This window comes from Muricoccus pecuniae, assembly GCF_014199205.1.
Taxonomy (GTDB): Bacteria; Pseudomonadota; Alphaproteobacteria; order Acetobacterales; family Acetobacteraceae; genus Roseomonas; species Roseomonas pecuniae.
The window spans coordinates 1-23,319 of record NZ_JACIJD010000021.1; the positions used below are offsets into that span (position 1 = coordinate 1).

The window sequence follows — 23,319 nt, forward strand, 5'->3', positions numbered from 1 at the left end:
AAACGGATACATCACCCACGCGGGGTGGAGCAGCCCGGTAGCTCGTCAGGCTCATAACCTGAAGGTCACAGGTTCAAATCCTGTCCCCGCATCCAGACAAGGCCCTCACGACGTATGTCGTGGGGGTTTTTTGTTGCGTGTCGACGGGAGCTACTTGAGGGGGCTGCCACTCCGGACTGCCCGTACGGTTGGACGAGCGTAAACAGCCCGGACACAACCTGCCCACGTTGGGATGCTTCACGACGGCGAGCTGAACGCCATTAACCCAGCCAGCACCAACGGGATTGCCAATGCAGCCAGCACGGTCTGGGCGGCAGTGATGCCCGCCATCAGTGGCGCATCGCCGCCAAGCTGGCGCGCCAGAATATAGGCGGACGACGCGGTAGGCATCGTCTGGAACAGAAGCACTACCACCAACGGCGCTCCTTCAAGCCCGAAGGATAGCGCTGCCAGCAGGGCTGCCAGCGGCATCGCCAGGAACTTCGCGATGGACGAACTCGCGATCGCTCCCGCCCAGGACCGCGCGGCCCCGAAATCAAGGGCTGCGCCAACGCAGAGAAGGCCCAATGGCAGCGATGCCGCGCCCAAGCTGCGCAGTGCCGGGTCCAGTCCGGCTGGGAGACCGATGCCGGTTGCCTGCAGGAGAATTCCACCGGCACAGGCGAGGATGAGCGGGTTGGTGGCGATTAGGCGGCCGATCCCGGTCGCGCTCATTCGTGCATTGCCGAAACGGGCAAAGGCGAGGATGCAGAGCACGTTGACCGTGGGCACAATGGCCGCGTTGCAGATGGCCGCGAGGGCTACCCCCTGTGCCCCGAACAGCCCCGCCGCCAAGGTGATCGCGATGTAATTGTTGAAGCGTATGCCGCCCTGGAACACCGAGGTGAAGGCCGGCCCGTTCATGGGCAGAAGCGGTCTCACCGCCACAAGAAGCAGCGCGACGGCGAGAGTGGACAGCACCAGCGTTGCTGCAAGCTGGAAGACCGGCAATGCATCCAGCCGGGCCCCTGCGAGGCCATGGAGAAAGAGCGACGGGAGCAGGACAAAGTAGCAGAGGCGCTCGGCTGCGGGCCAGAAGCTCTCCTCCAAGAAGGCGTAGCGGCGCAAGAGGTGACCGAATCCGATCAGCAGGACAACCGGCATGAGGGCGAGCAGCACGGCGCCACTCACGGCCTCTTCCCCATCTTCGACAAGATCATGCCTCCACGACCCCCTGCTGACCCGGAACATGATCCCGGATCGTATTTCAGGTGTCGAGTTCGGGGCGCTGGTGTCCCCCCTCGTGGGTGGACAAGGCCTGCAACCGGTGAAGGAACCAGACCTGATTCTGCTCCATGAGGGCGAGCAGCCGGTGCGCTTCGGCGAGCAGGTGCGTCTGGCGCAGCGCCGTCATCTGAGAGATGGACCCACGCCTGCGCTCGATCCGGGCAGCGTTCTCCCGCACCAGCCTCGACGCCCGCTCACGGCTGCTTTCTTCCGCCGGCATGTCGCGTCACCAGTGATGGAATCGACGATGGCGGGCACCGGCGTCCGGGCCCGCCAATCTTTCATCGAGCAGCCCCGGTACTAGCCCGGGAAGGGAGCGCCGCCCACTGGGGCGGCGCCTTCTCTCAAATCCCCGCCTTGACGCCCTGGGCTGCCCGCGCGGCGAACTTGCGAACGATCGGCTCAAGGTTGTCCTCGCACCACTGCGCCATGCGCTCCTCCTCTTGGAGGGACTGCTTGAGCGCGGTGGGGGCGCGCGTGTCGCCCGCGATGTCGGCGAGGACGAGGAGCGACTTGTAGGAGGCGATCTCGAAGTGCTCGAAAGCATAGTTGGCGAGCGAGTTCTTCAGGATCTCGTCCTGCATGGGCGCGTGCGCGAGCGCCGCCATGTTGCCCATCAGGCCCGTGATGAAGTCCTTCACGGAGGAGTTCGACGTGCCGAGGCTCTCCAGGATAGCGTCCAGCCGCTCGCGCTGCTGCTCGCTCTCGGTGATGTGCCGGCGGAGAGCCTGCTCGACCTCGGGGTAGTTCTCGATGCGCTCGACCTGGCGTGTGAGCAGTTCGATTGCCTGCGTCTCCAGGGCGCGGGCATTGACCAGACCGGTCACGTAGAGATCACGGGAGCTTTCCTGCATGATGGCTGTCCTTTGCTGTGAGTGTAAAAAATCTCGGCCGACGTTACGGGCCGCTAGGCGGCCTGCTTCTCGCCTTCCAGGGCGGCGGGCAGGATCGAGCTGCGTGTCACCTCGGTGAGCTGCTCGTCCTGAGCCTTTTCCTCCGCCAGAGTCGCCGCGAGGAGGTCAGCTACCTGCTTCTCGCCCATTGCCTTCGCGAGCTCGACCATCGTGCCGTAAGCAGCGATCTCGTAGTGCTCGATGCGCTGCTGGCTGGCAACGATCACGAGATCGAGCACTGGCCCTTTGTCCTGCTCTTCCATCTCGTGCTGCGCCTCCTCCACGAGGCCGCGCATCGCCTCGCAGACCTTACGGCCGGGGCGCGCGTTGAGGGCGCCGAGTGCCTGTTCGACACGATCGCGCTGTTCCTCTGTCTGCCCGATATGCGCCTCGATCCCCTCTTTCAGCTTGGGCTCGGACACCTTCCTCAGCGTCTTGCGCAGGATCTGGATGGCTTGTTTCTCGGCGCTGAAAGCATCTTTGAGCTGGTCGATCAGCATGGTCCGCAGCTCGGTCATATTGCCAAAGTCTCCTGATCAAGGCTTCGCTCGACAGCGAGCCTAACGAACGCCGCTTCGCAGCAGCGGTTTGGAGTGGCCGGAAATAAGAACGTGTTGCTTGTACCTTCGAATGGCAGCCGCTTCGCTGTCACTGGCAGGATTCTGATCTGCTATTCTGAAAACGTCTAAATTTTCGCCTCGCTGCGCCAATATTCAAAGTTCCTTGCCGGCGATGCTGGGCCGCTCTCCAAAGATTCTCGCAACCACCGTTGTCGGCAGGCCTGAAATCCTGCCCCGTCCGCCGGTGCCTCAGGGCGCCCCCGACGAGTTCTACCGCGCTCGCCTTCGGCTAACCTGCTCGTGAAGCATCGATGAGACTTGGCATCCTCATCGCCGGCCTTGCGTTAGCACGCCGCGCGATGCCGCCGCATCGCGAAAACCCTCTGCTGAAATGGTTCTCCTCCGCGATACGCAAGCACTTGTGATGTGGTCATTCCCTGGGACGATGTGCTCAAAGGTCTGTGTCTTGCATCCTAGGTTAAGCTGTCGCCGGAGGTGTCGCCGCAAGAGAGGGTTCGCTCATCGGTGTGCTCTAGCCAAAAGGGAGTCCTCATGTTCTTCGCCAACCCTCGCCTTCAGTATCCGGTCCGCGTCGATAAGCCCAATCCAGTTTTTGCGCGCGCGCTGCAGCAGGCTATCGGCGGCGTCGAGGGCGAGATCAGGGTGATGATGCAGTACCTCTTCCAGTCGTGGGGCTCCCGCGGCCCGATGAAGTACCGCGACATGCTGCTCAACACGGGCACCGAAGAGATCGGCCATGTCGAGATGCTCTCCACGGCCGTCGCAATGAATCTTGAGGGCGCGCCGCTCTCCTTCCAGGAGGAGGCATCGCGCGATCCGATCGGCGGCGCGGTGCTCAACGGCATGAACCTCCGCCACATCCTCTCGACGGGGCTTGGCGCCACGCCGGAGAACTGCAACGGCGTGCCGTTCAACGCGAGCCACGTCTACGCAAGCGGCAATCTCGCTGCCGACATGTACGCGAACGTCGCGGCCGAGGCGACGGGCCGTGCGCTTGCCACGCGCCTCTATGGCATGACGGACGATGCCGGCATGAAGGACATGCTCTCCTTCCTGATCGCCCGCGACACGATGCACCAGCAGCAGTGGCTCGCGGTGATCGAGGAGCTGGGTGGGATGGAGGCGCAGCTTCCCATCCCGAACAGCTTCCCGCAGTCCCAGGAGAAGAGTGAGTTCGCCTACGCCTTCTTCGTCCACGACGCCGACGGCAAGGTGCCCGAGGGCCGCTGGACGAGCGGCCCTTCCCTCGACGGCAAGGGCCAGTTCGAGCCGATGCTCTCCAAGCCGCTGGGCGAGGTTCCCCAGCTCGCCCCCGCACGCCCCGATGGTGGCGCGCAGACCGAGCAGACCTCCACCACGCCCCCGGCCGGCGTCACCAATCCGTGAGAGCGGCCCAGCCCGTTCTCGCTCCCGGCCGCGTCACCGACGCGGCCGGCTTTCTCCCCCTGAGCTGAGGAGTGTTCCCCATTCCCCCCTTGTCGCACGGCGGTACGGCACCGAAGCCCCTACTCATTTGCTTCTCTCATCTCCGGTGGGACTTCGTGTTCCAGCGACCGCAGCATCTCCTCTCCCGCGCTGTCGCCTCGCATCGCGTGCTGTTCATCGAGGAGCCGATCTACCAGCCCATGGAGGCTGGCCTCCCCCGGATGCAGCTGCGCCGCACCGCGCAGGACGTGCTCGTGGCGACGCCGCTGCTTCCCCAGGGGCTGGACGAGGTCCGGGCGGATGCCGCCCAGCGTGACCTGCTCGACGCGCTGCTCGATGGTCCCGAGGGCGGGAAGGACATCGCGATCGCCTGGTACTACACGCCGATGGCGCTCTCCTTCTCCGGGCACCTGCAGCCGGCCGTCACCGTCTATGACTGCATGGACGAGCTCTCCGCCTTCCGCGGCGCGTCCCCGGGCCTGCGCCTGCTGGAGCGCCGCCTGATGCAGCGCGCGGACCTCGTCTTCACCGGCGGCCGCAGCCTGTACGAGGCGAAGCGCGGCCTGCATCCCAGCACCCATCTCTTCGCGAGCGGCGTGGACGTGCACCACTTCGCCCCCGCCCGGAACGGCACGCCCGAGGGCGGCGAGCCGGAGGACCAGGCCGGCCTCCCGCATCCCCGCCTCGGCTGGTTCGGCGTCATCGACGAGCGGATGGATCTCGGCCTCGTCGGCGCGGTCGCCGAGCGCCGGCCGGACTGGACCGTCATCATGGTCGGCCCGGTGGTGAAGATCGATCCCGCCAGCCTTCCGCGCGCGGCCAACATCCACTGGCTCGGCGGCAAGGGGCACCAGGATCTCCCGCGCTACCTCGCGAACTGGGATGTCGGCTTCATGCCCTTCGCCATCAACGAGGCGACGCGCTACATCAGCCCGACCAAGACGCCCGAATATCTCGCGGCCGGCGTGCCCGTAGTGTCCACCCCGGTGGCCGACGTCGTGCGCGACTACGGCGAGGCGGGGCTGGCGGAGATCGCGAGCACGCCCGACGAGGTGGTCTCGGCCGCCGAGCGCCTGATGGCGCGTCCGCGCGCCTCCTGGCTGCCGCAGGCCGACCAGCGCCTCGCCCAGATCTCCTGGGACTCCCTCTGGGCCCGCATGGCGGGTCTGATCAATCAGGTCTCTTCCCGGCGCTCTGCGGCCGGCTCGCAGACCCGTGCAATGACGAGCTCGAATGCTGCCCCCGATGTTTGATTGGCTGATCGTTGGTGCCGGCTTCGCGGGGTCCGTCCTCGCGGAGCGGCTGGCCTCGGTTCGCGGCGAGAAGGTCTGCGTGATCGACCGCCGCGACCATATCGGCGGCAACGCCTATGACGAGCTGGACGCGGCGGGGATCCTCATCCACCGCTACGGCCCGCACATCTTCCACACGAACAGCGAGGCGGTCTTCGCCCATCTCTCGCAGTTCACGAAGTGGCGGGCCTATGAGCACCGCGTGCTCGCGCGGCTGGCGGACGGCATGCTCGTGCCCATGCCGATCAACCGCACGACGGTGAACCGGCTGAACGCGCTGAGCCTGACCACGGAGGATGAGGTCGAGGCCTTCTTCTCCGCCCGTGCCGAGGCGGTGCCGGAAATCCGCACCTCCGAGGACGTGGTCGTCTCGCGCGTCGGGCGGAAGCTCTACGAGACCTTCTTCCGCGGCTACACGCGCAAGCAATGGGGTCTCGACCCCTCGGAGCTGGACCGTTCCGTGACCTCCCGCGTGCCGACGCGGGCGGACAACGACGACCGCTACTTCACCGACACCCACCAGTTCATGCCGCTGGATGGCTACACCGCCATGTTCGCGCGGATGCTGGAGCATCCGAACATCACGGTGATGACGGGCACGGACTATGCCGCGGTGAAGGACAAGCTCTCCTTCCGGCGGATGGTCTGGACGGGGCCGGTGGACGAGTTCTTCGATTTCCGCTTCGGCAAGCTGCCCTATCGCTCCCTCGTCTTCCAGCACGAGACGCATGACCGGGAGTGGTTCCAGCCCGTCGGCACGGTGAACTTCCCCGGCGAGGAGGTGCCCTTCACGCGGGTGAGCGAGTACAAGCACCTCACGGGCCAGGTTCACCCGAAGACGAGCGTGACCTACGAGCTCCCCGCGGCCGAGGGCGACCCCTACTACCCCGTGCCGCGGCCCGAGAACGCCGCGCTCTACAAGCAGTACGAGGCGCTGGCGGACGCGACGGAGAACGTGTGGTTCGTCGGCCGCCTCGCCACCTACCGCTACTACAACATGGACCAGGTGGTGGCGCAGGCGCTGGCGACCTTCAAGCGCATCGAGACGGCGGTGCCCCGCACAGGCGACGAGGCCTCCGCCGTGGCCGCGGCCGACTAGGAGGGCTGGGCGTGCCGGACAGCGTGCAGGAAGGGCTCTTTCCGAGCTTCTTCCTGGGTGGCTTCGAGTGCTCGACCCATCGCCGGCACGACCGGAAGCGGCTCGACCTCGTCGCCTCCACCCGCCACGACGACTTGGCGGAGGAGGACTACGCCGCGCTGGCCGTACACGGCATCCGCGGCGCGCGCGACGGCGTCCGCTGGCATCTCGTCGAGGCGGAGCCCGGGCGCTACGACTGGTCGAGCGTGCTGCCGCAGATGCGCGCGGCGCGGAAGGCCGGCGTGCGCGTGGCCTGGGACCTCGCCCATTACGGCTATCCCGACCACATCGACCCCTGGTCCGAAGGGTTCGTGGAGGGGCTGGCGCGCTACGCCGCCGCCTTCGCCCGCCTCGCGCTGGAGGAGGAGGGGCAGCCGCCGGTCGTCTGCGCGGTGAACGAGATCTCCTTCTGGGCCTGGGGCGGCGGCGATACCGGGCATTTCAACCCGGGCACGAAGCACCGGGGCGAGGAGCTGAAGCGCCAGCTCATCCGCGCCTCGCTCCGCGCCGCCCGGGCCGCGCGGGAGGCAGTGCCGGGCACGCGCGTCATCGCGGTCGATCCCCTGATCCGCGTCGTGCCGGTCCGTCCCGAGGACCGCGAGGGCGCGGAAGGCCATAGCGGCTCGCAGTGGCAGGCCTGGGACGCGCTGGTCGGCCAGTGCTGGCCGGAACTGGGCGGGGGGCCGGACGGCTTCGACGTGATGGGCGTGAACTACTACTGGAACAACCAGTGGGAGCATGGCGGCCGGACGATCGAGCCCGGCGACCCCCGCTTCCGCCCCTTCCGCGAGATCCTGGCCGATGCCTGGAAACGCTATGGGAAGCCGATTTTCCTGGCGGAGACGAGCATCGAGGGAACGCCGCGCGCGGCCTGGTTCCGCTATGTCTGCGCCGAGGTGCGCGCGGCGATGCGGGCCGGCGTGCCGGTCGGCGGCATCTGCCTTTATCCCGTCGTGAGCCATCTCGGCTGGGACGACGACCGCTACTGCCCGAACGGGCTGTTCGAGCTGGAGGCGCCGGGCGGGGTGCGGCCGCGCCACGCGCCGCTCGCCGAGGAGCTGCGCCGCCAGAGGGCGCTGTTCGATGAGATGGCGCGCGGCCACTCCGTGCCCGAGGATCCGGACGCTCTCTCCGAACTCTCCGTCGTGCTGCGGCAGGTGGAGGAGGAGCGGCAGGTCATCCGCGAGGCCGAGAGCGCGGAGGTCTCGCGAATCGCCTGACGGCTTCCCGGTTTTTCCCGGTCCGCCGGGCCGGGAAGGGAACGTTCCGGCTGACGCCGCTGCGCCGGATCGGCGGAATGTTCAAGTGTGATCTACAGAAAATCCCTTTCCCTCTCTTCACAAAACCCGGCGGGGCGCCGTATGAGCGCGGATGCCATTGCCCTCTCCGGTTCCGCACCCGGCCGTCGGAGGTGCGGCGAGGCATCCACATAGGGTGTTTGTATGTCAAAGAAGTTCCTGACGGACGTCATTCAGCAGTCCGCCGACCTGACCGGTGTCGCCGCCGGCCGCCTCGCGGCCGACATCATCGCCGCGATCAAGGAGCAGATCGTCGAGAACGGCCGCTTCTCCCTGCCCGACTTCGGCTCCTTCACCGTGCGCGAGACGCCCAAGCGCACCGCGCTGAACCCCCGCACCGGCGAGAAGGTCGCGGTGAAGGCCGGCGCCACGGTGAAGTTCAAGGCCGCGCCCTCGTTGAAGGTCGCCGCCTTCGCCGGCGCGAAGAAGGCCAAGCGCAAGGCGGCGCGCACCAAGGCCGAGTAGGCCCGCCACCATGCCTTCCCGCGGGCCCTCCAGCGGGGCCCGCAGGCCTCGCGCGCCACGCGCGCCGGAGACCTCGCTCTACGAGGCGGTGAAGGCGCATCTGGAGGGGCTGGGCTACGAGCCGAAGGGCGAGGTCTGCGGCTGCGACGTCGTCGCCCTTCGCGCGGGCGAGCCGCCCTTCCTCGTGATCGCCGAGATGAAGACGGGCTTCACCCTGGAGCTGCTGCTCCAGGGCGTGGACCGCCTCTCCCTGGCCGACGAGGTGTGGCTGGCGATCCGGGCCGCCCGGCGCGGCCATGCCGCGGACCGGCGGGTCCACCGGCTCTGCCGCCTCCTCGGCTTCGGCCTGCTGGCCGTCGATCCCCAGGCCTCGCGCGTGGAGGTCCTGGCCGAGCCCGAGCCCTACCGCCCCCGCCGCAACGCCCGTCGCCGCGCCCTGCTGCTGCGCGAGCACAGGCGCCGCAGGGGCGACCCGAACCGGGGCGGCGCCTCCCGCGTCCCGATCATGACGGCCTACCGGCAGGGGGCGCTGGACATCGCGCGAGCGCTGCGGGAGGGGCCGGGGAGGGTGCGAGACCTCTCGGGAAGGGTGCCGGAGGCGGCGCGCGTCCTGCAGCGCAACGTCTATGGCTGGTTCGAGCGCGTCGAGCGAGGAACCTACCGCCTGACCCCGGCGGGTCTCGCGGCGCTCGATTCCGCGCAGGGCTGAGCGGCCCGCTCAGGCGAGCGGCAGCGGGCCGTCATTCTTCACCTCCTCCATCACCGCATAGGTCCGTGTCTCCCGTACGCCGGGGAGGCTGAGCAGCACGTCGCCGAGGAAGCGCCGGAAGGCGGCCATGTCGGCCATGCGCGTCTTCACGAGATAGTCGAAGCCGCCGGCCACCATGTGGCACTCCAGCACCTCCGGCGCCCGGTTCACCGCTTCCGCGAAGCGGGTGAAGATGTCCGGGGTGGTCTTGTCCAGCAGCACCTCGACGAAGACGAGCAGGCCGAAGCCCAGCCGCTGCGGGTCGAGCCGCGCCCCGAAGCCGGTCACGAAGCCCTCCTTCAGCAGCCGCCGCATCCGCTCGCTGGTCGCGGTGGGGGAGAGGCCGATTCGGTCGGACAGCTCCAGATTCGTGATCCTCCCGTCCCGCTGCAGGATATCGAGGATTCGGCGGTCGATTCGGTCGATCTGCTGCATGTTTCGCGCCTCTGACGCCGTTGCGGTGTGGATTATCGGGCAACTCGGCCGGAATCCTCCATACTGATGCGCCGCGCCTGACCTTAGGCTGTGCCGGCCGGCACCCTTGGCCGGCAAAGGGACCCCGACGTGAGCAGCAGCCCCCTGTCCTCCGCCGTCCTCGAGCGCGGCACGCAGCCCTTCGGCGCCCTGGCCGGCCCGGTGCGGCCCCAGCCGCCCCTGCGCGCCGCGATCACCGCCGCCTACCGCCGACCGGAGACGGAGTGCCTCTCGCCGCTGATCGAGGCCGCCACCCTGCCGCCGGGCATGGCCGCGGCCGCCGGGCGCACCGCCCGCGCCCTGGTGGAGGCGCTGCACGCCCAGCCCGCGCGCGGTGGGGTGGGGGGCCTCGTGCGCGAGTTCTCCCTCTCCAGCGGGGAGGGGGTGGCGCTGATGTGCCTCGCCGAGGCGCTGCTCCGCATCCCCGATGCCGCCACCCGCGACGCGCTGATCCGGGACAAGATCGCGGGCGGCGACTGGCGCTCGCATGTCGGGCGCTCGCCCTCGCTCTTCGTCAACGCCGCCACCTGGGGGCTGGTCGTCACGGGCAAGCTGACGGCGACGGTGAACGAGACGGGGCTGGGCGCGGCGCTCACCCGCCTGATCGCGCGCGGGGGCGAGCCGCTGATCCGCCGCGGCGTGGGCATGGCCATGCGGCTGATGGGCGAGCAGTTCGTCACGGGCCAGACGATCGCGGAGGCGCTGGCCAACAGCCGCGCGATGGAGGCGAAGGGCTTCCGCTACTCCTACGACATGCTCGGCGAGGTGGCGACGACGGCGGAGGACGCCGCGCGCTACCTCCGGGACTATGAGGGGGCGATCCACGCCATCGGCCGCGCTTCGGCCGGGCGCGGGCTCCATGCCGGGCCGGGCATCTCCATCAAGCTCTCGGCGCTTCATCCCCGCTACAGCCGCGCGCAGCGGGAGCGGGTGATGGCGGAGCTGCTGCCGCGCGTCCTCGGCCTCGCCGAACTCGCGCGCCGCTACGACATCGGCATCAACATCGACGCCGAGGAGGCGGACCGGCTCGACCTCTCCCTCGACATCCTGGAGGCGCTCTGCCTCGCGCCCTCGCTCGCCGGGTGGAACGGCATCGGCTTTGTCGTGCAGGCCTACGGCAAGCGCGCGCCCTTCGTGCTCGACTGGATCATCGACCTTGCCCGGCGCAGCCGCCACCGGGTCATGCTGCGCCTGGTGAAGGGCGCCTACTGGGACAGCGAGATCAAGCGCGCGCAGGTGGACGGACAGTCGGACTTCCCGGTCTTCACGCGCAAGATCCACACGGACGTTTCCTACCTCGCCTGCGCGCGGAAGCTGCTGGGCGCGCCCGACGCGGTCTTCCCACAATTCGCCACGCACAACGCCCAGACGGTCGGCGCCATTCACGCCATGGCGGGGGAGGCGTTCGAGAGGGGCGACTACGAGTTCCAGTGCCTGCACGGCATGGGCGAGCCGCTCTACGAGGCTGTCCGCGCGCGCATCGGCCGCCCCTGCCGCATCTACGCCCCCGTGGGCACGCATGAGACGCTGCTCGCCTATCTCGTCCGCCGCCTGCTGGAGAACGGCGCCAACTCCTCCTTCGTGAACCGCATCGCCGATCCCGCCGTGCCGGTGGAGGACCTCATCACCGATCCCGTGGAGGCCGCGCGCGCCGTCCATCCCGTCGGCGCACCGCATCCACGCATCGCCCCCCCGCGCGACCTGTTCGGGGAGGAGCGCCCGAACTCCGCCGGGCTGGACCTGAGCGACGAGGACACCCTCGCCTCGCTCTCCGCCACCCTCGCCGCGGGCGCCGGTGCGCCGCTGCGCGCGGGCGCGCCCCTGCGCGCGGGCGGGGAGGGGCCTGGCCGCGAGATCCGCAACCCCGCCGACCGGCGCGACCTCCTGGGTCATGCGGTGCACGCGACGCCCGAGGCGGTGCGCGAGGCCCTCTCCCGCGCGGAGGCCGCCGCGCCCGCCTGGGCCGCGACCCCGCCCGCCGGGCGCGCCGCCATCCTCGCCCGCGCCGCCGACCTCATGGAAGCGCGCATGGCCGAGCTGATCGGCATCATCGTGCGGGAGGCCGGGAAGTCGCTCCCCAACGCGGTTGGCGAGGTGCGGGAGGCCGTGGACTTCCTGCGCTACTACGGCGCGGCCGCGCGGGGCTTCGACAACGCCACGCATCGCCCGCTCGGTCCCGTGGCCTGCATCTCGCCCTGGAACTTCCCGCTGGCGATCTTCACGGGGCAGGTGGCGGCGGCGCTGGCGGCGGGGAACGCGGTGCTGGCCAAGCCCGCGGAGGAGACGCCGCTGATCGCGGCCCGCGCCGTGGGGATCCTGCACGAGGCCGGCCTGCCGGCCGACGCGCTCCAGCTCCTGCCCGGCGAGGGCGATGTCGGCGCCGCGCTGGTGGGCGACCCCCGCATCTGCGGCGTGGTCTTCACCGGCTCCACGGAGGTGGCGCGGCTGATCCAGCAAGGGCTCGCCGGGCGCCTGGGGCCGGATGAGCGGCCCGTGCCGCTGATCGCCGAGACGGGCGGGCAGAACGCGCTCGTCGTGGACAGCTCCGCCCTGGCCGAGCAGGTGGTGGCCGATGTCATCGCCTCGGCCTTCGACAGCGCGGGCCAGCGCTGCTCCGCCCTGCGCGTGCTGTGCGTGCAGGAGGATGTGGCGGAGCGCGTGCTGTCGCTGCTGGGCGGCGCGCTGGCAGAACTCCGCCTCGGCAATCCCGACCGGCTCTCCACCGACATCGGCCCCGTCATCACCGGGGAGGCGCGGGAGGGCATCCTGCGCCATATCGGGGCGATGCGCGCGAGGGGCCACGCGGTGCACTCCCCCCCGCTGCCCACGGAATGCGCCCACGGCACCTTCGTTGCCCCCACCATCATCGAGATCGGCGCCATCTCCGACATCGGGCGCGAGGTCTTCGGCCCCGTGCTGCACGTGCTGCGCTATGGTCGGGACGGGCTGGACGCCTTGGTGGATGAGATCAACGCCACCGGCTACGGCCTGACCTTCGGCGTCCATTCCCGCATCGACGAAACGATCCGCCGCGTCACGGCGCGGGCGGGGGCCGGCAACATCTACGTCAACCGCAACCTCATCGGCGCGGTGGTGGGGGTGCAGCCCTTCGGCGGGCACGGGCTCTCCGGCACCGGGCCGAAGGCGGGTGGGCCGCTCTATCTCCGCCGGCTTCTCGCGGCCTGCCCGATGGGGACGGGATTCGCGGAGGCGGGGATGCCCGCCGGGCCGGAGCCGGCCGCGCTGCGCGCCCTGTGCGACCTGGCCGGGGCCCGCCATCCCGATCTGGCCGAGGCGCTGGCCCGGATGGCCGCGCTCACCCCTGCCGGGGCGGAGATCACCCTTCCCGGGCCGGTGGGGGAGGACAACCGCTACGGCCTGGCCCCGCGCGGCACGCTGCTCCTCATGCCCTCCACGGAGCGGGGCCTCCTCCTGCAACTCGGCGCCGCGCTGGCGACGGGGAACAGGATCCGCCTGCACGCGCCCGAGGCGCTGCTGGCGGCGCTGCCCGGGGCGCTGCGGCCTCTCGTCTCCGTCGTGCCGCATCCGGACGCCGCGGGCTGTGCCGCCGTGCTCTTCGAGGGCGAGGCGGAGGCGCTGCTCACCCTCAACGGGGCGCTCGCCGCGCAGGAGGGACCGATCGTGCCGGTGCTCGTCGCGCCCTATGCCCTGGAGATGCTGGTGCTGGAGCGCTCCGTCAGCACCAACACCGCCGCCGCCGGGGGTAATGCGAGCCTGATGGCGATTGGCTGATCAGGCATAGGTCTGCGGCCGCCGCCGGGCGGCCAGGGCCTCCAGCACCGCCAGCTGGCGCGGCAGGCAGACGCGGCGGAGGTCGTAGCGCTCCTCCACCGTGCGGCGCGCGGCCGCGCGCAGCGGGGCGAAGCGGGCGGGGTCGGACAAGGCCTCGACCAGCCGCCGGGCGAGGGCGTCGTGGTCGAAGAGGTCCGTCAGCAGCCCGTTCCTGCCGTCCTCCACCACCTCCCGCACCGGCGGCGTGTCCGAGCCGATGAGGAGGACGCCGCAGGCCATCGCCTCCAGCACGCTCCAGGAGAGGACGAAGGGCACGGTGAGGTAGACATGCGCGGCCGAGACCCGGAACAGCGCGTGCAGCGCCGGATGCGGGATGCGGCCGAGGAAGTGCACCCGCGCGGGGTCGAGCGGCCCGACCTCGGCCAGCATCGCCTCCCGCCAGTTCGCCGCACCCTCGGGCGCGCGGCCGTAGCTCGCCTCGTCCCCGCCGACGATCACCACCCGCGCCGCAGGGCGGGCGGCCAGCAGGGCGGGGAGGGCGCGCATGAAGGTGGGGAAGCCCCGATAGGGCTCCAGACCCCGCGCGACATAGGTCACCACCTCGTCCCCGGGGCGCAGCACGGTGCCGTCGGGCAGGTCGAAGCGCGCCTCGGGATCGGGGCGGCAGACCGCGGTGTCGATGCCCTCGTGGACGAGGCTGATCCGCTCCTGGAACCAGCCGGGGAAGCGCGCGCGCTGCCAGCGCGTGGGCGCCATGCCCCAGTCCGAGGCCCCGATGGCGGAGGCGAGCGGCATGTTCATCGCGCGCACGCGCACGGCGTCCTGCACGGTGGAGGGCTTGCCGGGCTCGTAGCCGACATCGGCGCCCGTCGCGCTGTAGAAGAACTCGGCGTAGAGCAGCAGCGCCGCCTCGGGGAAGATGTCCTTGAGGAAGAGCGTGTCGCCCCAGCCGATATGGCTGAAGGTCACGTCCGGCACGAAGCCGCCCCGGCGCAGCTCCAGCGCGTGCCGCGCCACCAGCTCCGCCCGCGCGACGGCCGCCGCCGCCGGGCGCGCGCGGGGCGGCACGGCCTCGGCTGGGGGAGGGGGCGGGTCGTAAACCCGCAGAGTCACGCCCTCCGGCACCGGGAACTGCCGGGCCCCGATGCCGACGACCTTGTTCCCCGGCCGCGCGGCGAGGGCGGGCAGGAGATGCGCGTACTGCCCGGGGAAGTTCGGGTGGACCAGCAACACCTTCATCGGGGGAGACGAACCTTCCGGGGAGGCCTGGCGGCGCCGGGAGCGGGCCGGGGGCGGGGAATCATTGCCCCTCCGATCCTAGCACGCCTCCCCCGGCCGGCCACGCCCCCCTCCCCACGGGGCCGGCCCGCTACAGGCCGGTCGTGGGATAGGGCGGCACGCCCATCTCGTCCGGCGGCGCCCCCTCGCGGGCCGAGAGCGCGCGGTCGAGGTAGTGCGCCGCGCTGATGAGGGCGAGATGGGTGAAGGCCTGCGGGAAGTTGCCGAGATGCTCCCCCGCCGGCCCCAGCTCCTCGGCGTAGAGGCCGAGATGGTTGGCGTAGCCGAGCATCTTCTCGAAGAGGAAGCGCGCCTTCTTCACGTCGCCCGCCCGCGCCAGGCACTCGACATACCAGAAGGAGCACATGTTGAAGCTGCCCTCGATGCCGTCCAGCCCGTCCACCGAGGAGTCCTCGTAGCGGCGCACCAGGCTGTCATCCACCAGGCGCCTTCCCACAGCGTCGAGGGTGGAGAGCCAGCGCGGGTCGGTCGGGCTGATGAAGCGCATCAGCGGCATCAGCAGGCAGGCGGCGTCCAGCGTCGTGCCGCCCCGGCTCTGCACGAAGGCGGCCCCGACGGGATCCCAGAAGTTCGTGTGGATGTCGTTGTAGATGGCGTCCCGCGCGCGCAGCCAGCGCTCCAGCGGCGCGGGGAGGGAGCGCTTGCGCGCGAGGCGCAGCGCGCGGTCCAGCGCCACCCAGCACATCAGCCGGGAGTGCAGGAAGTGGCGGCGCCCGCCGCGCACCTCCCAGATGCCCTCGTCTGCCTGCTCCCAGTTGGCCGCCACCCAGTCCATCGAGCGCGTCACGCCCTCCCAGGCCTCGTGCGAGATCTGCTCCCCGTACTTGTCGGAGAGATAGGCGGCGTCCATCAGCTCCCCGTAGATGTCGAGCTGGAGCTGCCCGGCCGCCCCGTTGCCGATGCGCACGGGGGCGGAGCCCTGGTAGCCCCGGAGATGCGGCAGGATCGTCTCCGTCAGCTCCTGATGGCCGTCGAGCCCGTACATCAGCTCCAGCCTGCCGTGCTCGCCGGAGCCCTTCTCCAGCGCCGCCAGCCAGCGCATGAAGGCGATCGCCTCCGCCGTGTGGCCGATGCGAAGGAAGGCGTAGACGGTGAAGGCCGCGTCCCGGATCCAGGTGTAGCGGTAGTCCCAGTTGCGCGCCCCGCCGATCGTCTCGGGCAGGCCGAAGGTGGGGGCCGCGACCATCGAGCCGTGCTCGGCCGAGGTCATCAGCTTCAGCACGAGGGCGGAGCGGTTCACCGTGTCCCGCCAGCGCCCGCGATAGGTGGAGCGCGCGGTCCAGCGGCGCCATGAATCGGCGGTGCTCTTGAAGCACTCCGCCACATCGTGCGGGTCGGCGGGGAGGGCGTTCCCCTCCGCCGCGTCCTCCAGCACGAAGGCGGCGGCCTGCCCGGCGCGGAGCTCGAACTCGGCCACGGCGTCGCCGCCCTCGATCCGCAGCGGCACGGTGGCGCGCAGGCGCAGAGCCGTCCCCTCCGGCCCCTCGAAGACGAGGGTGCCGCCCTCCTCCCGCAGCGTGTGGGTGGCGCGGGCGTAGTCGAAGCGCGGGGCGCAGCGCATGCGGAAGCGCATGGGGTCGCGCACCGCCTTCGCGCGGCGCACCAGCCGCTGCGTCGGGCCCAGCGCCATGTAGTCCGAGATCTCCGCCACGCCCTCATGCGAGAGGAAGCGGGTGAGGAGGATGTTCGTGTCGGGCAGGTAGAGCTGGCGGTGGCGCGCGCCGTTCAGCGCGGGGCGCAGCTCGAACTGGCCCCCGCGCTCGTCGTCGAGGATGGAGGCGAAGACGCTCGGGCTGTCGAAGCGCGGCCAGCAGAGGAAGTCCACCGTCCCGTCCAGCCCGACCAGCGCCGCCGTGCGCAGGTCCCCGACGATGCCGTGGTTCTCGATCGGCTCTCCCATCATCCGTTCCCGACGAAGCCGGGATAGAGGCTCATCCCGCCATCGACGAAGAGGGTGGTGCCGGTGACGTAGTCGGCCTCGTCCGAGGAGAGCCAGGCCACGGCGCGCGCCACGTCCTCCGGCTCCCCGATGCGGCCGTAGGGGATGAGGCGCAGCAGGCGCTCCAGCGCCTCCTCCGTCTCCCAGGCGTCGCGGTTGATGGGGGTGCGGATGGCGCCGGGGGCGACGGCGTTCACCCGGATGCGGTCGGGCGCCACCTCCTGGGCGAGGGTCTGCATCATCATGTGGATGCCGCCCTTGGAGGCGGCGTAGTTCACATGCCCCGCCCAGGGGATGACCTCGTGGACGGAGGACATGCAGACGATCGTCCCCCGCGCGCCGGCGGGCCGCCCGGGGCCGCGGCGAAAGGCGCGGATCGCCTCCCGGCAGCAGAGGAACTGGCCGGTGAGGTTCACCCCGATCACCGCCTCCCAGTCCTTCAGCGACATCTCCGCCACCGCGGCATCCTTCTGGATGCCGGAATTGGCGACGAGCAGGTCGATCCCGCCCAGCGCCGAGACGGTGCCCTCCACCAGCCCGACCGCGCCCTCCTCGGAGGAAACATCCCCGCCCAGGGCCACGGCCTGCCCGCCGGCATCCCGGATCTCCCGGGCCAGCGCCTCGGCCGGCTCCGCCTTCGAGTGGTAGTTCACCGCGACCGCCGCCCCCGCCCGGGCCAGCTCCCGCGCGACGGCGAGCCCGATGCCGGATGAGGCGCCGGTGACGAGGGCGCGCCGGCCCTCAAGGAGCAGGCGGGCGGGGCGGTCGGGGGCTGCGGTCATCGGAGTTCCATGGGGCGGGGAAGGGCAGGGCCCGAGCCGTCCAACGCCCGCCGCGGGCCGGGGTTCGATGCCGTGGCTGCGGGGGCGTGTTCCGGTTCGTCTCCGAGTCGAGGCCCGAACGCCTGTCGAACGCGGCGGGCCGGGGTGACAGGAGAATCAAAGGCCTTCCCCGAGTCGCGCGAACGAATCGGTGACGGACGTTCTGGTGGGGGAAACCACAATCCCTGGTGGCCCCACCCCTCCTCGCACCACAAGAGGGTTCGCGTGGTGTTCCCGGCAGCGACTCGGCCGCCCCCGCCCCGATCCCTGCTCGGGCCTGCCCCGCGGCCGTTTCGCCTTTCCCGCCGCGCCGCCCCGCGCTATCCGCCGGGCCATGGCCACCCTCCCCATCCGCCGCGCCCTCCTCTCCGTCTCCGACAAGACGGGGCTGGTGGAGTTCGCCCGCGCCCTCGCCGCCCAGGGGGCGGAGATCCTCTCCACCGGCGGCACGGCCAAGGCCCTGCGCGAGGCGGGCATCCCCGTGGTGGAGCTCTCCGACCACACGGGCTTCCCCGAGATCCTGGACGGGCGGGTGAAGACCCTCGTCCCCGGCGTCCATGGCGGCCTGCTCTTCCGCCGGGACCTGCCGGAGCACGTGGCGCAGGTGGAGAAGCACGGGATCGCGCCGATCGACCTCGTCCTCGTCAACCTCTACCCCTTCGAGGCCACCGTCGCACGCGGGGCTTCCTATGAGGACTGCGTCGAGAACATCGATATCGGCGGCCCCGCCATGATCCGCAGCGCGGCCAAGAACCACGCCCATGTCGCCGTGCTGACCGAGCCGGAGCAGCTGATCGAGGTGGCGCGGGAGATCGCCGAGACGGGCGGCACCTCGCTCTCTACCCGCAAGCGGCTCGCCGCCGCCGCCTATGCCCGCACCGCGGCCTATGACGCCGCCATCTCCCGCTGGTTCGCGGGGGAGCTGGAGCAGGACTTCCCGCCCCGCCTCTCCATCCCCGGCATGCTGAAGCAGACGCTGCGCTACGGCGAGAACCCGCATCAGAGCGCGGCCTTCTACCTCGACGGCACGCGCCGCCCCGGCATCGCCACCGCCGACCAGGTGCAGGGCAAGGAGCTGTCCTACAACAACCTCAACGACACCGACGCCGCCTTCGAGGCGGTGGCGGAGTTCGAGGAGCCGGCGATCGTCATCGTCAAGCACGCCAATCCCTGCGGCGTGGCGATGGCGGCGGACCTCAACGCCGCCTGGGATGCGGCGCTGCGCTGCGACCCCGTCTCGGCCTTCGGCGGCATCATGGCCGCCAACCGCCCGCTGGACGCGGAGGCCGCCGAGCGTATCACCTCCATCTTCACCGAGGTGGTGATCGCGCCCGACGCGGACGACGCCGCGCGCGCGATCTTTGCCCGCAAGAAGAACCTCCGCCTGCTGCTGACGCGCGGCCTGCCCGACCCCGCGGCGCCGGGCCTGACCTTCCGCAGCGTCGGCGGCGGCTTCCTCGCCCAGTCGCGCGACGCCGGCCGCGTGGCGGTGGCCGACCTCCGCGTGGTGACGAAGCGCCAGCCGACACCGCAGGAGATGAACGACCTCATCTTCGCCTTCCGCGTCTGCAAGCACGTGAAGTCGAACGCCATCGTCTATGCCAGGGGCGGCGCGACCGTGGGCATCGGCGCGGGGCAGATGAGCCGGGTGGATTCCGCCCGCATCGCCGCCTGGAAGAGCGCCGAGGCCGCGAAGGCTGCGGGACTCGACACGCCGCTCGCCCAGGGCTCCGTCGTGGCCTCCGACGCCTTCTTCCCCTTCGCCGACGGCCTCCAGGCCGCGGCGGCGGCCGGGGCGACGGCGGTGATCCAGCCCGGCGGCTCCATGCGCGACAACGAGGTGATCGCGGCGGCCGACGAGGCCGGGCTCGCCATGGTGATGACGGGGATGCGGCACTTCCGGCACTGAAGGGGGGCATCCCCCCTTCCCCAACTCTCGGCGGGGCGGCAGAACCGGGGGATGAGCGCCGCCCCGAGCCTTGCCCCCGACCTCGCCGACAGCCTGCCCAGCCATATCCGGGGGGTGGGCACCAGCCAGATCGGCCTCGTCGCCGACCGGGGGCGCGACGACCCGGAGGTGGTGAAGCTCTGGATCGGGGAGGGCGACCTGCCCACCCCCGACTTCATCACCGAGGCCGCGCACCGCGCCATGCTGGCGGGCGAAACCCGCTACACCTATTCCCGCGGCCTTCCCCGGCTGCATCAGGCGCTGGCCGACTACCACCGCCGCCACTGGGGCGTGGAGGTGGCGCCGGACCGATTCGCCATCACCGCCGGCGGCATGAACGCCATCATGCAGGCCTGCCAGGCGCTGATGGAGCCGGGCGACGAGATCATCATCCCCACCCCGAACTGGCCGAACCTCGCCGAGGCCGCGCGGGTGAACGGCGCCGTGCCCGTCACCGTCCCCTATCGCAGCACGGGCGACGGCCGCTTCACCCTGCCGCTGGAGGATATCGAGGCGGCGATCACGCCGCGCAGCCGGGTCGTTGTGGTGAACTCGCCCTCCAACCCCACGGGCTGGGTGATGCCGATGGCCGAGATGCGGGCGCTGCTCGACCTCGCCCGCCGGCGGGACCTCTGGATCATCTCCGACGAGGTCTACGCCCACTTCACCTACGGCAACGCGATCGCCCCCTCCTTCCTCCAGCTCTGCACGCCGACCGACCGGCTGATCGTCACCAACACCTTCTCCAAGAACTGGGCGATGACGGGGTGGCGCGCGGGCTGGATGGTCTATCCCGCGGGGCTGGCGGACACCTTCTCCAAGCTCGGCCAGTACAACACGACCTCCATCCCCACCTTCATCCAGCACGCCGCCGTCGCGGCGCTGGAGGAGGGGGACGGCTTCATCCGCACCATGGTCGGCCGCTGCGCCGAGAGCCGCGCCATCATGGTGGACGGCCTCTCGCGCCTGCGCGGCGTCACGGTCTTCCCGCCCGAGGGCGCCTTCTACATCATGGCCCGGGTGGAGACGGGGGAGACGAGCCTCGACCTCGCCTTCCGCCTGCTGCGGGAGGCGAAGGTGGGCGTCGCCCCCGGCACCGCCTTCGGGCCGGAGGGCGAGGGCTTCATCCGCATCTGCTTCGCCGTCAGCCCCGCCCTCGCGCGGGAGGCGGTGGCGCGGCTCACCCGCGTGCTGGGCGAGAAGTAGCGCGCCCGGCGCCGGGCCGGCGGCCTGGAGCGGCCTCCGTTCGCCATGGCTCACGGCAACCGCTCCAGCCTCTTGCTCTGTCGCATTTCCCGAGCCGCCGGATGCTTCCACCCGGCTTGAGAATGCTCTAGCCCGCCGTCGCCCGGCTCCGCGCGATGATCCCCGTGGTGGAGCGCCCGGGGACGAGGTCGATCAGCGCCACGCGCCCGCCGCGCGCCCGCACGACATCGCCGCCCACGACGTCCTCCTCCCGGTAGTCCGCGCCCTTGAACAGCACGTCCGGCTGGAGGCGCCGGATCAGCTCCAGGGGCGTGTCCTCCGCGAAGGCGAGGACGAGATCGACGGATCCCAGCGCCGCGATCACCGCCAGCCGGTCCTCCAGCGCATTCACCGGGCGCGTGGGGCCCTTCAGCCGCCGCACGCTGTCATCCGTGTTCAGCGCCACCACCAGCCGGTCGCATTTCGCCCGGGCGGCCTGGAGCATGGTGACATGGCCGCGGTGGAGGATGTCGAAGCACCCGTTGGTGAAGCCGATCTCCAGCCCCCGCCGGCGCCATGCCTCGATGACCGGGATCGCCCGCCCCGGCGAGGGGGCAATCTTGCCCTCGATGCCGCCGTCGCCCGGTGCATCCGCCTCCAGGGCCGCGGCGAGTTCCGCGATGTCGAGCGTGGCCGTGCCGAGCTTGCCCACCACCACCCCGGCCGCTGCATTGGCGATCCGCATGGCGCGCGGCAGCGGGTTCCCGGCGGCGACGGCGAGCGCCAGGGCGGCGATCACCGTGTCCCCCGCGCCGGAGACGTCGAACACCTCCTTCGCGTGGGCGGGCACGGTGTGGACGCCGCCCCCGGCCTCCACCAGCAGCATCCCCTTCTCCGAGCGGGTGACGAGGATGGCGCCCACCCCGGAGGGGCCGAGCAGGGCGCGGGCGGCGGCGGCCAGCTCCTCCTCTGTCCCCGTCGGGCCAGGGGCGGCGGCGCGCAGCTCCTTCAGGTTCGGCGTCAGCAGCGTGGCCCCGGCATAGAAGCCGAAATCCGGCCGCTTGGGATCGACCAGCACGGGCAGGCCGAGGCGGCGGGCCGCGCCGATCGCGTGGCGCACGACATCCTCGCGCAGCAGCCCCTTGGCGTAGTCCGAGAGGACGAGGGCGTGGCAGCCCGGCAGCAGCGCCTCCACCCGCTCGCGGATGGCGGCGGCCTCCGCGTCCGCGATCGGGCCCGTTTCCTCCTCGTCCAGGCGCACGACGTGCTGGTGGCCGGCGATGATCCGCGTCTTGGCGATGGTCGGGCGCAGGGAGCAGGTGGTGGTGGCGTCCACCAGCCCCGGCGTGCCGGCGATCAGCGCCGTGACCTCCCGCCCCGCGGCATCGGCGCCCACCACGCCCACCAGCACGGCCTCGCCGCCGAGGGAGGCGATGTTGCGCGCCACGTTCCCCGCGCCGCCGAGCATGGCGCGGTTCTCACCCATCCGCACCACGGGCACGGGCGCCTCGGGCGAGATCCGGTCGATCCGCCCGTAGTGGAAGCGGTCCAGCATCACGTCGCCCAGGCACAGGATGCGCCGGCCGGTGAAATCGATCATGCCACGCCCCTCCTGCCCGGGCCGTCCGCGGGTTCCGCGGACTCCGCGGGGGAGATAGCGGGTTTCTCGCCGCGCGTCCCCGGCCCGGCGGCGGTGAGGATGCCGGCGGTGAGATGGTAGAGGCTGCTCGCCGGCGCCGGGCCGGGCAGAGGGCGGCCCTCCGGGTCCAGCCGCTCGAACCACAGGCCGGGCGGCGCGCCGCCGAGATGCCGCCAGAGCGCCGAGAGGGCGCGGGAGAGTCCCGCCTCCGTCGCGTCCGGGCGCAGGGCCTCGGATTTCAGCCGCTCCGTCTGCGGCCAGAGGCGCGAGCCCGGCGCCTTCACCGCCCCGTCGCTCCAGAGCTCGTCGCGCAGCGTGCCGAGGGCGGGGTTCACCCCGTGCCGGTCCACGAAGCCGAGCAGCCCGGGGAGGGCCACCCCGCCGGGCCCGCCCAGCGCCTGGCCCCCCCATTGCAGCAGCCAGACCCATTCGCAGTGATGGCCGGGCTCCACCGCGTGGCGCCCGCCATCCTGCAGCGGCACCCAGGCCTCGTCGTAGTATTCGGCCAGGGTGCCGGTGGCGGGGTGGAAGAAGCGGGTGGCGAAGAGCCCCGCCATCTCCCCTGCCCGGTCCCGGAAGGGGGGCTCCCCGAACGCCTCCCAGGCGGCGAGGCAGGCCTCCAGCATGTGCATGTGCGGGTTCTGGCGGCGCGGCAGGGAAGGGGGCAGGCCCTCGACATAGCCGCCCATCGGGTGCCGGAAGCGCGCATCCAGCAGGGCGAGCAGGGCCAGCGCCTCCCGCCGCAGCGGCTCCGGCGGCAGGACCCGCGCGGCGCTGGCAAGGGCGAGCAGGACGAAGGCGTGGTCGTAGAGGTCGCGGTGGTCGTCCCGCACCGAGCCGTCGAGGCCGAAGAGCCGGGCATAGCCCCCATCCTCCTGCCGCGCGCGGCGCCGCAGGAAGTCCACGCCCAGCTCAACCGCCTCCGCCGCGCGGGGCAGGCCGGCGGCATGGGCCTCGGCGAAGACATAGACCTGCCGCGCCGCCACGCGCAGCCGGCGGAAGTCGGCGGTGCAGTGCGGCGCGTCCAGCTCCAGCGATTCGTGGAAGCCGCCGCGCGGCCAATCCACGCCCCTCTCCAGCCAGAGGGGCCAGGAGAGGTCGCGCAGCCAGGTCAGGGCATCACGGAGGGTCGGCATCGCCCCCGGGGCTTAGCCG

19 protein-coding genes and 1 tRNA gene are annotated in these 23,319 nt (G+C 71.2%); 10 read left to right on the forward strand and 10 right to left on the reverse strand.

Features of this window, described 5'->3' with window-relative positions; genetic code table 11:
- Window positions 1-18: 18 nt before the first annotated feature.
- A tRNA-Met gene (locus tag FHS87_RS18320) sits at window positions 19-95 on the forward strand.
- 142 nt (window positions 96-237) lie between these two features.
- Here FHS87_RS18320 and FHS87_RS18325 read toward each other — a convergent pair.
- From FHS87_RS18325 to FHS87_RS18340, 4 genes are all read right to left on the reverse strand, one after another.
- Window positions 238-1,158 (reverse strand): AEC family transporter, encoded by a 921-nt coding sequence (locus FHS87_RS18325; protein ID WP_312862041.1) that lies wholly within the window; start codon window positions 1,156-1,158, stop codon window positions 238-240.
- Window positions 1,159-1,246: 88 nt separating this feature from the next.
- A complete protein-coding gene (locus FHS87_RS18330) occupies window positions 1,247-1,486 on the reverse strand; it encodes a hypothetical protein (RefSeq protein WP_184520844.1) in 240 nt (79 codons plus the stop codon).
- A gap of 124 nt (window positions 1,487-1,610) precedes the next feature.
- A complete protein-coding gene (locus FHS87_RS18335; RefSeq protein WP_184520845.1) occupies window positions 1,611-2,120 on the reverse strand; it encodes a ferritin-like domain-containing protein in 510 nt (169 codons plus the stop codon).
- Between the two features lie 53 nt (window positions 2,121-2,173).
- A complete protein-coding gene (locus tag FHS87_RS18340; RefSeq protein ID WP_184520846.1) occupies window positions 2,174-2,677 on the reverse strand; it encodes a YciE/YciF ferroxidase family protein in 504 nt (167 codons plus the stop codon).
- Between the two features lie 594 nt (window positions 2,678-3,271).
- On the opposite strand from FHS87_RS18340, the gene FHS87_RS18345 reads away from it, so the two are divergent.
- The 6 genes from FHS87_RS18345 (at window position 3,272) to FHS87_RS18370 (ending at window position 9,067) form a co-directional block, all read left to right on the forward strand.
- Window positions 3,272-4,126: a manganese catalase family protein gene (locus FHS87_RS18345; protein ID WP_184520847.1), complete on the forward strand. Its 855-nt coding sequence runs from the start codon at window positions 3,272-3,274 to the stop codon at window positions 4,124-4,126.
- Window positions 4,127-4,281: 155 nt separating this feature from the next.
- Entirely contained in the window at window positions 4,282-5,418 is a 1,137-nt protein-coding gene (locus tag FHS87_RS24510; RefSeq protein ID WP_221300104.1) for a glycosyltransferase, read from the forward strand.
- Window positions 5,411-6,556, forward strand: a complete 1,146-nt coding sequence (gene glf / locus FHS87_RS18355; protein ID WP_184520848.1) for a UDP-galactopyranose mutase — start codon at window positions 5,411-5,413, stop codon at window positions 6,554-6,556. The genes FHS87_RS24510 and glf overlap by 8 nt, the downstream gene beginning before the upstream one ends.
- Window positions 6,557-6,567: 11 nt before the next feature.
- Window positions 6,568-7,815, forward strand: a complete 1,248-nt coding sequence (locus FHS87_RS18360; protein ID WP_221300105.1) for an arabinogalactan endo-1,4-beta-galactosidase — start codon at window positions 6,568-6,570, stop codon at window positions 7,813-7,815.
- Window positions 7,816-8,037: 222 nt separating this feature from the next.
- Entirely contained in the window at window positions 8,038-8,358 is a 321-nt protein-coding gene (locus tag FHS87_RS18365; protein ID WP_184520849.1) for an HU family DNA-binding protein, read from the forward strand.
- Window positions 8,359-8,368: 10 nt separating this feature from the next.
- Window positions 8,369-9,067 carry a DUF2161 family putative PD-(D/E)XK-type phosphodiesterase gene (locus tag FHS87_RS18370; protein ID WP_184520850.1) on the forward strand — a complete coding sequence of 233 codons (699 nt, stop codon included), beginning with the start codon at window positions 8,369-8,371 and terminating at the stop codon, window positions 9,065-9,067.
- Between the two features lie 9 nt (window positions 9,068-9,076).
- Here the strand turns inward: FHS87_RS18370 and FHS87_RS18375 are convergent, their stop codons facing one another.
- Window positions 9,077-9,541: an Lrp/AsnC ligand binding domain-containing protein gene (locus FHS87_RS18375; protein WP_184520851.1), complete on the reverse strand. Its 465-nt coding sequence runs from the start codon at window positions 9,539-9,541 to the stop codon at window positions 9,077-9,079.
- Window positions 9,542-9,670: 129 nt separating this feature from the next.
- Between FHS87_RS18375 and putA the strand changes: the two genes are divergently transcribed.
- Window positions 9,671-13,333 carry a trifunctional transcriptional regulator/proline dehydrogenase/L-glutamate gamma-semialdehyde dehydrogenase gene (putA, locus tag FHS87_RS18380; RefSeq protein WP_376766445.1) on the forward strand — a complete coding sequence of 1,221 codons (3,663 nt, stop codon included), beginning with the start codon at window positions 9,671-9,673 and terminating at the stop codon, window positions 13,331-13,333.
- On the opposite strand, the gene FHS87_RS18385 is transcribed toward putA, so the two are convergent.
- The 3 genes from FHS87_RS18385 to FHS87_RS18395 all read right to left on the reverse strand — a co-directional run bounded on the left by FHS87_RS18385 (window position 13,334) and on the right by FHS87_RS18395 (window position 17,353).
- Complete coding sequence (locus FHS87_RS18385) at window positions 13,334-14,572, reverse strand: glycosyltransferase (protein WP_184520853.1); 1,239 nt, start codon at window positions 14,570-14,572, stop codon at window positions 13,334-13,336.
- A 130-nt stretch (window positions 14,573-14,702) separates the two neighbouring features.
- A complete protein-coding gene (locus FHS87_RS18390; RefSeq protein ID WP_246418521.1) occupies window positions 14,703-16,532 on the reverse strand; it encodes a glycoside hydrolase family 15 protein in 1,830 nt (609 codons plus the stop codon).
- Entirely contained in the window at window positions 16,532-17,353 is an 822-nt protein-coding gene (locus FHS87_RS18395; RefSeq protein ID WP_184520855.1) for an SDR family oxidoreductase, read from the reverse strand. The genes FHS87_RS18390 and FHS87_RS18395 overlap by 1 nt, the downstream gene beginning before the upstream one ends.
- Window positions 17,354-17,726: 373 nt before the next feature.
- Between FHS87_RS18395 and purH the strand changes: the two genes are divergently transcribed.
- Window positions 17,727-19,301: a bifunctional phosphoribosylaminoimidazolecarboxamide formyltransferase/IMP cyclohydrolase gene (purH, locus tag FHS87_RS18400; RefSeq protein ID WP_184520856.1), complete on the forward strand. Its 1,575-nt coding sequence runs from the start codon at window positions 17,727-17,729 to the stop codon at window positions 19,299-19,301.
- A gap of 51 nt (window positions 19,302-19,352) precedes the next feature.
- Window positions 19,353-20,546 carry a pyridoxal phosphate-dependent aminotransferase gene (locus tag FHS87_RS18405; protein WP_184520857.1) on the forward strand — a complete coding sequence of 398 codons (1,194 nt, stop codon included), beginning with the start codon at window positions 19,353-19,355 and terminating at the stop codon, window positions 20,544-20,546.
- A gap of 127 nt (window positions 20,547-20,673) precedes the next feature.
- Here FHS87_RS18405 and rfaE1 read toward each other — a convergent pair whose 3' ends face one another.
- Window positions 20,674-22,122 carry a D-glycero-beta-D-manno-heptose-7-phosphate kinase gene (gene rfaE1 / locus FHS87_RS18410; protein ID WP_456306623.1) on the reverse strand — a complete coding sequence of 483 codons (1,449 nt, stop codon included), beginning with the start codon at window positions 22,120-22,122 and terminating at the stop codon, window positions 20,674-20,676.
- On the reverse strand, window positions 22,122-23,300 hold the full coding sequence (locus FHS87_RS18415) for an AGE family epimerase/isomerase (RefSeq protein ID WP_184520859.1): 1,179 nt from the start codon (window positions 23,298-23,300) through the stop codon (window positions 22,122-22,124). The genes rfaE1 and FHS87_RS18415 overlap by 1 nt, the downstream gene beginning before the upstream one ends.
- Window positions 23,301-23,319 lie beyond the last annotated feature (19 nt).

Coding starts and splice junctions, on each gene's coding strand:
- FHS87_RS18330 (WP_184520844.1), bottom strand. CDS start 1,486: ATGCCGGCGGAAGAAAGCAGCCGTGAGCGGGCGTCGAGGCTGGTGCGG.
- FHS87_RS18335 (WP_184520845.1), bottom strand. CDS start 2,120: ATGCAGGAAAGCTCCCGTGATCTCTACGTGACCGGTCTGGTCAATGCC.
- FHS87_RS18340 (WP_184520846.1), bottom strand. CDS start 2,677: ATGACCGAGCTGCGGACCATGCTGATCGACCAGCTCAAAGATGCTTTC.
- FHS87_RS18345 (WP_184520847.1), top strand. CDS start 3,272: ATGTTCTTCGCCAACCCTCGCCTTCAGTATCCGGTCCGCGTCGATAAG.
- glf (WP_184520848.1), top strand. CDS start 5,411: ATGTTTGATTGGCTGATCGTTGGTGCCGGCTTCGCGGGGTCCGTCCTC.
- FHS87_RS18365 (WP_184520849.1), top strand. CDS start 8,038: ATGTCAAAGAAGTTCCTGACGGACGTCATTCAGCAGTCCGCCGACCTG.
- FHS87_RS18370 (WP_184520850.1), top strand. CDS start 8,369: ATGCCTTCCCGCGGGCCCTCCAGCGGGGCCCGCAGGCCTCGCGCGCCA.
- FHS87_RS18375 (WP_184520851.1), bottom strand. CDS start 9,541: ATGCAGCAGATCGACCGAATCGACCGCCGAATCCTCGATATCCTGCAG.
- FHS87_RS18385 (WP_184520853.1), bottom strand. CDS start 14,572: ATGAAGGTGTTGCTGGTCCACCCGAACTTCCCCGGGCAGTACGCGCAT.
- FHS87_RS18390 (WP_246418521.1), bottom strand. CDS start 16,532: ATGGGAGAGCCGATCGAGAACCACGGCATCGTCGGGGACCTGCGCACG.
- FHS87_RS18395 (WP_184520855.1), bottom strand. CDS start 17,353: ATGACCGCAGCCCCCGACCGCCCCGCCCGCCTGCTCCTTGAGGGCCGG.
- purH (WP_184520856.1), top strand. CDS start 17,727: ATGGCCACCCTCCCCATCCGCCGCGCCCTCCTCTCCGTCTCCGACAAG.
- FHS87_RS18405 (WP_184520857.1), top strand. CDS start 19,353: ATGAGCGCCGCCCCGAGCCTTGCCCCCGACCTCGCCGACAGCCTGCCC.
- FHS87_RS18415 (WP_184520859.1), bottom strand. CDS start 23,300: ATGCCGACCCTCCGTGATGCCCTGACCTGGCTGCGCGACCTCTCCTGG.